The sequence below is a fragment of the Pseudoalteromonas sp. Bsw20308 genome, from assembly GCF_000310105.2.
GTDB classification, from domain to species: Bacteria; Pseudomonadota; Gammaproteobacteria; order Enterobacterales; family Alteromonadaceae; genus Pseudoalteromonas; species Pseudoalteromonas fuliginea.
Map to the genome: position 1 here is coordinate 855812 of NZ_CP013139.1, position 11904 is coordinate 867715.

Here is an 11904-nt window from a genome sequence, read left to right on the forward strand (position 1 = left end):
ATGAATATGTACAATGCGTACCTTAATAAAGGAGTTTTGGGCGGGTGGTTGATAATTCAACCTTTGCGCAGATTTAATTAGAGTAATTAGTCTGCTTTGAGCTTACTAAATATATGATTGTTGTAAAACACCCCGTTTTTATAAATGGCTTGTTTAAGCACAGCCTCTTGCTCAAAGCCGCTCTTAGTAAGTGCCTTCATAGAGCCAGTATTACCAGCAAACACAGCGCCAAAAATTCTATTTAGGTTAGATTGCGCAAACGCTTCTTCGCAGATAAGTTCAATAGCGCGAGTAATAATGCCTTGCCCCCAATAGGTTTTATTTAGCCAATAACCAATTTCGCCACTGTGGCTGTATTCAAATTCGCCGGGAGTTATGCCAATACAGCCCGCAAATTCCCCATTTACAACAATGGCCTTAGCCGTTGCATCAATTACGCCGTTTTTTGAGCCTTGGTTTATCCACCAATCAGCATCGGCTTGCGTATACGGAAACGGAATTTTTGACGATAAATAACGCGTTACCTGTTCATCATTTAAGGTGTTAATAATAAAAGGCGCGTCTTGGGCTTTAAACTCTCTGAGGGTGATCATTGGATTCCGTCCACAAATGATTTTTATATAAAAGAGGTATTGAAATTGCTCTATAGGTAATTATTAATATTTTTCTTTAAAATACTTCAACAAAGTTGATATGGGTATAAAGCCATGTAGCTTAGTTGATTGGTCGTGTTTTGCAGATCCTCTAGATGCTATGCCAATAACTTTTTGATCTTTATCTAATACTGGTCCGCCACTATTCCCATGAATTATAGGAATATCCAAAAGCCATATTTTTTGGTCATATAATATTTTCGACTGTATAATTTTTCCAGTATTTATATAGGGGGTTTCATCTGGTGAGTATTGAGGAAAGCCTAACACTGTAACTTCTGAACCAATATCTAGTGAGCTATCATCACCAACGTCGAGCCTTTTGATACCATTAAAATCTTTTGTTGGTTTTAATATTGCTAAATCTCTAGATTTACAAGATTTTTTAAAAGTAACATTTTTCTTATTTGTTTGCTCAAAATGCCTAAAAAACTCCAGAAGCTCAGGGTTGTCTTCATCAATACCGTCCACGACATGTTCGTTTGTTATCATCCCTATATCTTTTAATAAAAAAGCTGTCCCTTGCGCAGTATCAAGCATATTTTCAATGATGAATATGGAATCACACACTTTATCTAAGGGGGTTTTAATTAAGTCTGAATTAGGTTTACCAGTTAATACAGAATAGTCATAAGCAATTTTTCTATAAATAATGTCTTCTGAGCCGCGTACCATTTTTATAAAATTAATACGCCCTTTGACTATTTTCTGAAAAAATACCCCCTCTTTTTTATCTATTTTTCTTTTGTGCTTTTCAAATAAGGTTTTCTTATGATATTTGTCTAAATAGTGGAATTCGGCATTCTCTAACCCAAAAGTTTTCCAAGCATAAAGCATTGATCGAGTTTGTTTAATAAAACTTCTGGGAACATTCATTCTTTCATTAACTGTGATCCCTGTAACTTCTTGCCTTTGGCATTTTGAAGAAATGCGTGTTTTAGAGTCATTAATAGTAAATCCATTTTTTGATATAATTTCCTTGAGGTCATGGCCAATAGTGATGTCTAAATCACTCGATACCTTGACTATAGATCTGGGTAGTTTTCTTCTTTTTTGGGTGAATGAAAACGTCAAATCATCCGCATAGCGTGTATATGTACACCTATTATTCGATGCTAAATACTGAATTTCTTTATCTAACCGGTAAGCTATCATATTTGAAATAATAGGAGATGTTGGTGCGCCTTGGGGTAACTTTCCTTGATAACAACATAAATGAGATAACACTGTCGCAACAGGCTTCGATAAAACTAAGGGGTAAGAACAAAACAGATTTCTTACTCGTCCAAAATGGATTGAATCAAAAAAATTTTCAAGGTCTAAATTCAATACATATTTTTTATCTACATGTTTAGCTGCATTGCTTACAATACTGCGATTTTTAATGAAGCCGTGAGTCGAGTTTCTAGGAGAAAAATAGTTACCTAATTCAATGTTGATCAATTCTTGGATACTTTTTAAAGATTTCCTCGGTGCTTTTATTATGCGCTTATGACCGTTTTTTTTTGGAATTTTAAAGCTATAATAAAGATGATTAATTGATGGGTATACTAGTTCATCTAATTGACTGTAAGAAGTAAACCCAAGAAACCTAGCTAAACCTTCAACACATTTACATTCTTTCAAACATGTTGGTGTCTTGATTATTAGTGAAGTAGAAAAATTCAGCATTGGTAACTCATAAAATATTCATCCATAAAAAAGCGAGGCGACTTTGTTTTCTCTTATACATTGATACACCAAGGAGCAGAGCATCAGAAACGGATATAAATGAAACATGCCAATGACCGCCGCAGATTAACAGCAGAAAGTTAAACTCTCGCCTCGCATAATAAAACTACACCATGAATCAGTTACTTGTAAAGTATTAGTTATTTTAAACTGGATTTCTATCAGTTTAATTTACTCAAGTGTTTGTTGTGAGAGTTATGTCTATTACTTTGTTTTAAAGTCCTCTAATATAAGCAAAATATTACACCTATTTTAGATGCCATTATGCACCCTCACATTAAAGCGCTTTATAACAGCGCCCAAAAACCAAGCCGTTTAATTATTGGTTTAATGAGCGGCACCTCGTTGGACGGGCTTGATGTTGCACTGTGTAAAGTAACGGGCGCAGGCTTAAATACACACATTGAGGTTTTAAATTTTACCACCGTTGACTACAACGACGATTATAAAACTAAAATAAAGCAGGTATTTGCTAAGCGAGAATGCGATTTAGAGCTTGTTACTTTATTGCACCCGTGGGTAGGTAAACTCCATGGCGATATGGTTAACCAGTGCTTACATACTTGGCAAATAAACCCAGCAAATATTGATGTAATAGCGAGCCACGGGCAAACCATTTACCACTGTCCGCAGTCGCAACATAATCACAAAAGCTTTAATAACGGCACCTTACAAATTGGCGATAGCGACCAAATAGCCGTTACTACGGGTATTACAACCATTGGGGATTTTAGGCAAAAACACATAGCCGCAGGAGGCGAGGGCGCACCACTGGCTGTGTATGGCGATTATTTATATTTTTCGAGCGCTATTGAAAGTCGGGTTTTGCTAAATATGGGCGGCATAGCTAACTTAACGTTTTTACCCAAAAATGGTGATGCAAACGGTGTGTTTAGCTCCGATATTGGCCCCGGTAATACCATTATGGATGCGTACGTACAGCAACATTTTAAAGATATGCATTATGACGATGGCGCAACAATAGCAAAAGCAGGCAAGGTAAATACGCCATTATTGAATGCATTATGTAATAACGCGTTTTTTAAACTCCCAATGCCTAAAACCACAGGGCCAGAGGTATTTAACTTAGCGTATTTAAATGCTGCACAGCAGGTTACAAATACTCACCATTTAAGCCATGAAGATATAATGGCCACCTTAAATACCTTTACTGCAACCGTTATAGCAAATGCATTAAACGAGTGTGCAGAGCGCGCACAAAATTGTGTGGTGTATGCAAGTGGTGGCGGTATTCATAATCCGTTACTAATGGCGCAACTTACAGCGCTTTGTCCACGTATTAAGGCTTTTAAAAATACTGACGATTTAGGTATAAATCCCGACGCAAAAGAGGCCGTGTTATTTGCTATTTTAGCAAACGAATGTCTAGCAGGAGAGCAGCAACACCTAAGTAATACTGCACAAGGTATCGCGGGAGTCACTATGGGTAAAGTAAGTTTTGCAGACTAATAACTTATAAATCTGCAAAGAGTGCAGCCAGCACTAAAACAGCGATAAAAACGTAGATCCCATACTCGCAAAATAGCTACGAATACCTTGTGGTTTAGTCCGTTCTACATTAACAAAGGGTGCGCAGTAACCTTGTTCAAATGCGTTAATATGCATATCGAATTGTAGGCTGTTTTTTAAAGTTGCGTGTTTACCGTGCAGCATCATTTGCATTACAAAGCATTGGCTTTGTGTAATTTGTCTCAAAGTAAGGTTTACGTAATCACGTTCAAGATCTGCATTAGTGAGTGTGTGCTCACTAAAGTACTGTGCACCACGCGCACTTGGATGTGTTGCGCTAAGCGAAATTATATCGCCCTCATTGACTGCATCAGGCAATACACATTGCAGTGTAATATTATGCGCAGCATTGGCTGTAAGCGATAATTTTTCGTATTCCATGGTGTGGCTCATAGCCGCAGACATCGGATCTTCAAATGATTGCAGTGCAAATGTTAGTTGCACTAAAGGTGTACTCATCTTACTTAATCTTCTAGAGTGTATTCATTTATCGGATAAAGATTATCGCGGATCAAAGTTACAGAATTATGACTAATTGCATTGATTAGTACAATTATTGAGTGGTTTGATCAAAAAGGATCGGTCCTTTTTTACTCGATTTTGAAATCATTTCTCAATCAGAAATTATAAGGTATGAAGGTAATATTTGACGTGTAGATTCGCCTTGTTTTCACTGGAAGTCTCTGGTGAGAGAGAAATAAATTTAAATATAATCATGTCTCAATGTGTTAGTAAACCTCTTAACTAGAGTTCAGTTAGATACACAGTCTGTTTTTTACAAAGTAGAATATTTGGATATAGTTTCGAAATTAGAATACTCTGATAACTTACATCTAATTAGAGCTTTTGAGAAGTATTGGCTATGATTCCAAGTAACTACATCAAAACATTTTAGTAGCCTTGACGGTCGATTTTTGATGTTGAGTGACCATGCGAGGTCGTAATGATCTAAGGCCAAATATAAGGTAATTATTTAGAAAGAAGTGTTTTATTTTTAACCATATAAATAGGTGTTATTGTATGTCGTCAACAGTGTTATCTGATTCCTTTCGAGGCATTGTCTATTTTACCGCAGCGGCCAAAAATGAAAGCTTTACCGCAGCAGCTGAAGAGTTAGGTATTTCCAAATCAGCATTAGGTAAAAGCATTGCTAAATTAGAAAATCATTTAAACACCAAGCTTTTTCATCGCACAACTAGGAAACTGAGTTTAACTACTGAAGGAGAGGCGTATTTAGCAAGCTGTCAATTGGCATTAGATACCCTTCAGTCAGCAGAGTTAGCGTTACAATCAAAATTATCCCAACCTTCAGGTCGAGTACGAATCGATGTGCCAGCTGCGTTTGGTCGCTCTTTTGTGTTACCTGTTTTATTGAAGCTTGCTGAGCAACATGCACAATTAAAACTAACAGTAACTTTTAATGATAAAATTATTGATCCTCTCGATGCTGGCTTTGATTTAGCTATTCGATTTGGTGCCATAAAAGATAGTGGTGATTTAGTTGCTAGAAAACTGACTTCTCAACATTTGATTTTAACCGCTTCTCCTGCTTATTTAGCACGTTTAGGTACCCCAACGAGTCTTGCTGAGTTAACAAGCCATCAGTGCATAGTGGCTTGGCGAGGCGGTAGTTCACTACATTGGTTAATTAAAAATACCGATGGTGATGATATGCGCTTTCATCCTAAGCCCTTTCATCAAATTAGTGATGGTGATGCTATGGTCGATGCTTGTATTGCTGGCGCGGGAATCATTCAGTTTCCTAAGTCTTTGCTTCAGCCTTGGCTAGATGAAGGTAAGCTAGTACCAATTTTGCCAGAGTTAAATCCTGCTTCAACTGAGTTACATATTATTTGGCCAAAAACAAAACACCTCCTGCCCAGTGTCAGGTTTATTATTGACGAATTTATACGCTTATCAGATGAGGGTAATTTTAATTAATTGTAGAAATTAATGCTACTTAGAGTCTCCTTTTTGCGCATTTATCTACTTATGCGTCTTTGTTATGCTGTTTTCGTCATATCGTTGACGAGTTAACACCTATCTAATTAAAGGAGATACCTAATGCCAGTAGTTAATATTCAAATGTTTGAAGGTCGTGATCATGCTAAACAAGCGATAGCAAAAGAAGTGACAGCATCAATAGCTAAACACGCTGATGTTGATCCGCAATATGTTTACGTTATTTTTAATGATGTAAAAACAGAAGATTGGGCTATTTCAGGAGAAATTTTTGCTGAAACGCTAAAAAAATCATCATAGGTATACAGATATAAATAAGCCATTGATGGAGTTAGAACTATAATCAATGGCTCTCTTCTATACTTTTTTTACAAATACCTTTCATTATTGCTTATGCTGAAGATACACAGAAATTGTTTTAATAGAGTCGCAAATTAAAAGCAGCTAGTTTAAACGCTAACGGCGTTGAATTTACTTGCAATAGGCCAGCTATTGACGCGTAAATTCGCCTTGAACCTCTGGCTAGAGAAAATAAATTTAAATATCACCATGATTTAATACGTTAGTAAATCTCTTAACCAGGGGGCAGGTTAAATATTTTTATTTAGAACAATTATGTATACGTGTTTTTGCTAGTTTTAGCGCAATTCTCTTGTCGATAAATAGCCCTCATATATAAGCTGGTTATTTATAAAAAGAGTAATATTCACAAGTGTATAATTTTATATTAGTGCTTTTCTTGTATTATTATCGAGAAAACCCATCCACTAATACATGGTATTTAGCGCCAAATACGTCCAGTCTCTCACGTAAATTGTTATCTGGAACACCGTAAACATTTAATGCATAAATATCAACCAAGGATAAAAAAGCTTTCGCGAATGGCGCAAAACTTTCATCAATATGACTGATGATTGACGCTATATTTTTATATCTCTCAACGATGTGAATTTTTTTCCCATCTTCACTGATATTATATGTGTACGTTAAAGTGCCAGGCTCCTTTTTTACAACATCCACAATTTTATAAATGAGTTCTTTGAACTCTATTAATTTACCTTCTTTCACATCAAGAAAAAAATTGCACGTTATTTCATTTTTCATAAATACTCTCCATCGAGTTAAATTTTATACAGCCTGAAGGAAGAAAATAGTTATTTTCAAGTACCACTGTTTAAAAATCATTATAAATGCAGTCCTAAAGTGGATAAATAGGCTCATTTTCGACTCAGAGTGGAATTTTAATCAACAATTATAAAAACATGATCTTGTGATTTAATCTGCTCATTGTTGAGCTCAAATTTAAGCGTTCAAATAACCTAAAGCTTTTAACCAAACGACCGATAAATTACTTAATAGAGTTTAGCGATTAGGGATAATCATGGTTAATAATGCATTTGGCAGTTTGGCTAATTTAAACACGTTGCTTGCCCAATCAGTTAATAACACTAACCAAACCTCTGTGACTCCTACGCTACACACCAGCGGCGATCTTCAAGCTATTAATGATTTGCAAACTAACGCGCCAAAAATATCCGATGAGCTACTAAGCCAGCTAAACAGTGAATCGATAGCTAGTAATCAAAAAGTAGAGGACGTTTTACAACAGCAGCTTACCTCGTTATTTACTATTTCAAGCACGCCCAGCATGCTTAACTATAAACTCTCCGATGAAGAACTCGCCCTACGCACCGTAATAAGCTCTCAGCATGAGGGGTTATTAAAAAACGAAAATAGCACCCAATTAATTGAGCGACTAAATACGTCGGTTAAAAATATTCAGGGTGCTTATGCTAATACCAGCGATATTTTATCGAGTTTAGGTCAGCTTGGGCATGAGCAAAAAACGTTTTTAGCCTCAAGCCAGCAACGTGTTGAGCGCTCACTAAATCCTTATATGGAAAGTATTAATCGCGCAAAATACGAGGATGACGATAACTACCTGTTTGAGCTCTCGGTAAAAACTAAAGAAGGTGATGTTATAAACATTACCTTTAACTCATCGCAAGGTTATGACGAAAAAACAGGTGAAGCGATAGATGGCTTTGGCATAAGTTACGAAGTTAATGGCAATTTATCTGAGGCTGAACATGGCGCTTTAACGCAGGTTATGGCGGGTGTTGGCGAAATGGCCGATGAGTTTTTTAAAGTGAGTGAAAATTCATTCAACCCTCTTATAGTGCCAAATCAAACAGACATGAGCTTAGATTTTTTAGCGGGCTTTAATAGTGAGCAGTTAGCCGGTTTTAATGTGTCGTTTTCAACAACGCAAAATGATGCGCTTGATACTGACCAGAACACGCTTGATTTAAGTTACTCCGTTGATGAAGCATTAAACCAGCAAGCACTTGTGTTTAAAGCCGCAGGTGGGCAAAACGACATTGATTTTGCACTCGATATGTCAACCATTGGCGCTAAAGACACGCAGCAAATGCAGCAGTATTTAGCGTCGCTTGATCAAAGCCTAGAAGATAGTCGAGTTAATAGTAGTGAGGACGACAAAAAATCGGCATTTGGCCGCAAAGGCGATGAGGCAATGCAACAAGGTTTTGCATTGTTTAAAGGCGCTTTTGCGAGTATGTCAGCGGCGGCTGAGCGTTATAGCAATTTGGAGTCACTTGCAGATCAGCACTTTAATGACGGGCGCGCTATGGTTGCCGATTTGGTTGATAACATGATTACAAACGATGCCCGTTACCAAGGGCTTGGTAATAAGGCGCCAAATACATTAGGAGCGGGTATTTCTAAGCTCGCTGATTTTGATGCTACATTTTCTTATGCGCTTGATAACGGCGACTATCAACCTAAAAGTACCATTGAGCTAAGCCAAGCGACTGAACAAGCCCAATTAGGGGAACTTAGCGGTGTAACGCAAAGTAAAAATGTAAGTAGCCACTTTGATTATCAATACAGTCGCCCTGATTATTACGACAAAGAAGAGAGTTATAACGTAAACACCGCCGTTAAAAATAAAGAGCTTGTGGGGCTTGATCAGTCTCACGAGGTTGATGTTGATACAAAAATGTTTGAGTTTAATCCGCAAACTAATCAATACGAGCTGCAAATGGCGATGCAAGAGCAAACTGTTAGTAAAAGCGACATTCGCTTAATTGACGATATTTGGCTTGAAGAAAACGAAAACAGCTACAACATGAATAAAAAAGAGCGTGTTGAGAGTGACGAAAAGCAAGACGAGTTTAAAAAAACAAGCAGCCATTCCCATAATAAACTAGTTACCCTAATTGGTGACTTAGATAAGCTAGCTGAGAATAAAAACGTAAGGCGAGAATATTTAACTAACTTATCGCAAGTTAACTTTTTTATGGATAAAAAGTAACGGTTTTGAGTTGTTCACTCCACACTCAATATTGGGTATAGTCGTTTAATACCTTAATTAAGAGTAACCTTATGTTTAAACAATTAATTTTACTGTGCGCTTTAAGCATGCCGCTTGTAAGCTGCGCTGCTACAGCGCCATTTTCGGGCGAGATAAGTACGCAAGCACTGCTAAGCGACTACGACAAGTTTAACGAGCACTACAAGACGTATACACCAACAGCACAAGACATTGCCCTAATGCAAAAGCTAGAAGGCAAAGAGCTTATTGTATTATTTGGAACGTGGTGCCACGACAGCGAGCGCGAAGTGCCAAAGCTTATTAAGTTACTTGATGCATCGAAAGTACAACTTGCAAGCATTGAATACGTGGCCGTGGGTTACAACAAGCAAGACGATGCAGGCATTGCACAGGCTCACGACTTGCAATACACACCTACCTTTATTGTTAAACAAAATGGTAAAGAGTTAGTACGTGTAATTGAAAAGCCAACGGGTACGTTAGCACAAGACTTAACGCAGGGTTTGTAAGGTCAGCTTGATCGTATTTGGGTTTACTTATTTAGCTAATAGGTTTATAAGTTTGCAGGTGTGCTGCGATGAGTAGCCCCTGAATACTTTAATGTGTGAAGTCGAGGTTTGGTTTTTCCATGATGGGTTTGATCTCGCTAACATAAGTGAAGTGAAATATATCAGGCGCCGCTTGGAAATTTGCTCACTGGCGTCGTAGTACGCTACATCAGATGCCTCATGGCATGATATGTAGCGTATTGGTAATATTTAAAGTAAAATAAAATTATAAAACATTATTTTGGGGGCGTTATGAAAGCTTTGTTAGGTAGTTTAGCTAAGAAAATTAAAGGCGATCCCTTGGGAAGCGAGCAGTTAAGGGCTTTTATTTCTAGTAGTTCAAAAGATAGTGAAGTTATTACTTTGTCAAACGGCAAGAAGTACCGTGTTTCTACTTCTCCTAAAGAGAAAGCAGTTGCATGAATATAGCTTTTCCTGCTTTTTTTATTTTAGTACTAATAATTCCAGGTTTTATATTCCAAAATTCTTATGAAAAAGTAGAAAATACTAGCATAGAAAAAAAGCCATTTGATGTATCTTCATCCTTGGCTTTTTTTTATGCCTTAATTTTACATACTTTCCTAATTTATATGTTGGTACCTTTATTAGGTAATGAAATTAACTATGAAATTTGTCTAAAATTACTAACTGGTTCTAAATCTGTGTCGGAATCTGATTTAGAAATTGTAAGTGCTAGTATCCCTAAAATCATTTTATATTTTTCTAGTTCATTTTTACTCGCATATATTTTGGGAAAAATATTTCAAAAGCTAATTTTTCACTTTAATCCATATAAATCTTCCAGATATGCCTTCGATACTCCATGGTACTATGAGCTTACTGGAAAATTATCTGAAACTCAGGACGCAGAGTTAATCAAGTTATCTTGTTTAGTAGAGTCTAAAAATGTTTCCTTCTTATATTATGGTGTACTTGAAGACTTTTATCTTGATTCTAGTGGACAGCTAGATCGTGTTGTTTTATCTGATGCCATGAGAAGACCTATAGAGTCAGATAAATCTTCATCTACAGCTTCCCCAACTACGCGTTTTTACGAGATTAAAGGAGATAGGCTTATTCTCAAGTATGAAGACATTAAAAATATAAATATTGAATATCTTTATATTATTGAAGAAGAATAAGCAACCAACAAAACGTGTAGTAGCGCTGCTCCTTATTGGAGAACAAATGCGATTTATATATCGCGTATATACTTACTCATATAAAAATCATTCACTAAATAGGCTTTTCTCGAATGCTTGCGCAGCATGTGAAGAGGGTCTGTCTTTGTAGTGTAATTGGTATAATGGTCTTGATAACTCGACGTTACTTGGCTGTTTTAGCCGTGTTAATTTACCTAACTGCACTAAATCTTCAGTGACCACATTAGGCAATAACGCAACGCCCATCCCTTGTGCTACCGCTCTTGCTATAGCCTCGTTGCTGCCCAATTGCATACTGCGCTCTGCTATTACGCCATGCTCTGCTAATAACTTAACCGACATTTCTAAAGTACCCGAGCCAGGTTCGCGCAGTAGCCAAAATTGATTGTTTAACCATGCTTTTAAGTTTTTAGCGGGTTTTAAGTTACTCGGTATAACAACACTCATTAAATCGTTTTGCCAGTGCTTACTTAATATATGCGGCTCGGTAGGTGTGCCTTCAACCAGTGCTAAATCGATAGTGCATTCAAGTATGGCGTGCTCAATTTGCGCTGTATTAGCCACTTGTACTTCTACTTTTATATCTGGGTACTGCGCGCAAAATTTAGCTAAATAGGGCGGTAGCCAATAGCTGGCAATGGTTGTACTAGTGCCTATAACGAGCGTGCCACGCTTAAGCCCTGTGCGTGATTTAATATCTTCAATGGCGGCTTTTTCAATGGCAAAAATGCTACGTGCATGATCATACAAGGCTTGGCCGCCGTCGCTTAAGGTAAGTTTTTTGCCTTTAGATGCACGCTCTATAAGTTGAATATTTAATTGGTGCTCAAGCTCTTTTAGCGCTTTAGATACAGCGGGTTGGCTTATAAAAAGCGCCTCGGCTGCGCCTGAAAAACTACCAAGCTTTGCTACCGTATAAAACACCCTAAGTGCATGCAAGTTCATTATGCCTCTCAAAT

Annotated in this window: 12 protein-coding genes; 7 read left to right on the forward strand and 5 right to left on the reverse strand. The window is 37.2% G+C overall.

Translation table 11 applies throughout. From position 1 onward, the window contains the following. Positions 1-86 precede the first annotated feature (86 nt). Together D172_RS20935 and D172_RS20940 are read right to left on the reverse strand one after the other, a co-directional pair. Entirely contained in the window at positions 87-593 is a 507-nt protein-coding gene (locus D172_RS20935) for a GNAT family N-acetyltransferase (RefSeq protein WP_007377417.1), read from the reverse strand. 63 nt (positions 594-656) lie between these two features. Continuing rightward, entirely contained in the window at positions 657-2324 is a 1668-nt protein-coding gene (locus tag D172_RS20940; RefSeq protein ID WP_007377418.1) for a reverse transcriptase domain-containing protein, read from the reverse strand. Between the two features lie 324 nt (positions 2325-2648). Here D172_RS20940 and D172_RS20945 point away from each other — a divergent pair, with 324 nt between their 5' ends. After that, on the forward strand, positions 2649-3854 hold the full coding sequence (locus D172_RS20945) for an anhydro-N-acetylmuramic acid kinase (RefSeq protein WP_007377419.1): 1206 nt from the start codon (positions 2649-2651) through the stop codon (positions 3852-3854). A gap of 33 nt (positions 3855-3887) precedes the next feature. Here D172_RS20945 and D172_RS20950 read toward each other — a convergent pair whose 3' ends face one another. Continuing rightward, on the reverse strand, positions 3888-4373 hold the full coding sequence (locus tag D172_RS20950; protein ID WP_007377420.1) for a hypothetical protein: 486 nt from the start codon (positions 4371-4373) through the stop codon (positions 3888-3890). Between the two features lie 561 nt (positions 4374-4934). Here D172_RS20950 and D172_RS20955 point away from each other — a divergent pair. Continuing rightward, positions 4935-5855, forward strand: a complete 921-nt coding sequence (locus tag D172_RS20955) for a LysR family transcriptional regulator (protein ID WP_007377421.1) — start codon at positions 4935-4937, stop codon at positions 5853-5855. 123 nt (positions 5856-5978) lie between these two features. After that, positions 5979-6176, forward strand: a complete 198-nt coding sequence (locus D172_RS20960) for a tautomerase family protein (RefSeq protein ID WP_007377422.1) — start codon at positions 5979-5981, stop codon at positions 6174-6176. Positions 6177-6623: 447 nt separating this feature from the next. Here D172_RS20960 and D172_RS20965 read toward each other — a convergent pair whose 3' ends face one another. Next, positions 6624-6980, reverse strand: coding sequence for a putative quinol monooxygenase (locus tag D172_RS20965; protein ID WP_007377423.1), 357 nt, complete (start codon positions 6978-6980; stop codon positions 6624-6626). A 277-nt stretch (positions 6981-7257) separates the two neighbouring features. Between D172_RS20965 and D172_RS20970 the strand changes: the two genes are divergently transcribed. The 4 genes from D172_RS20970 to D172_RS20980 all read left to right on the forward strand — a co-directional run bounded on the left by D172_RS20970 (position 7258) and on the right by D172_RS20980 (position 10924). Next, the gene (locus D172_RS20970; RefSeq protein ID WP_007377424.1) at positions 7258-9213 is read left to right on the forward strand and encodes a hypothetical protein; all 1956 of its coding nucleotides are present in this window, start codon (positions 7258-7260) and stop codon (positions 9211-9213) included. A gap of 71 nt (positions 9214-9284) precedes the next feature. Beyond that, positions 9285-9743, forward strand: a complete 459-nt coding sequence (locus D172_RS20975; RefSeq protein ID WP_007377425.1) for a TlpA family protein disulfide reductase — start codon at positions 9285-9287, stop codon at positions 9741-9743. A 291-nt stretch (positions 9744-10034) separates the two neighbouring features. Further along, positions 10035-10205: a hypothetical protein gene (locus D172_RS21550; protein WP_007377426.1), complete on the forward strand. Its 171-nt coding sequence runs from the start codon at positions 10035-10037 to the stop codon at positions 10203-10205. After that, positions 10202-10924 (forward strand): hypothetical protein, encoded by a 723-nt coding sequence (locus D172_RS20980; protein WP_007377427.1) that lies wholly within the window; start codon positions 10202-10204, stop codon positions 10922-10924. Before D172_RS21550 ends, D172_RS20980 begins: the two co-directional genes overlap by 4 nt. Positions 10925-11011: 87 nt before the next feature. On the opposite strand, the gene D172_RS20985 is transcribed toward D172_RS20980, so the two are convergent. Beyond that, on the reverse strand, positions 11012-11890 hold the full coding sequence (locus tag D172_RS20985; protein ID WP_007377428.1) for a LysR family transcriptional regulator: 879 nt from the start codon (positions 11888-11890) through the stop codon (positions 11012-11014). Positions 11891-11904: the final 14 nt, after the last annotated feature.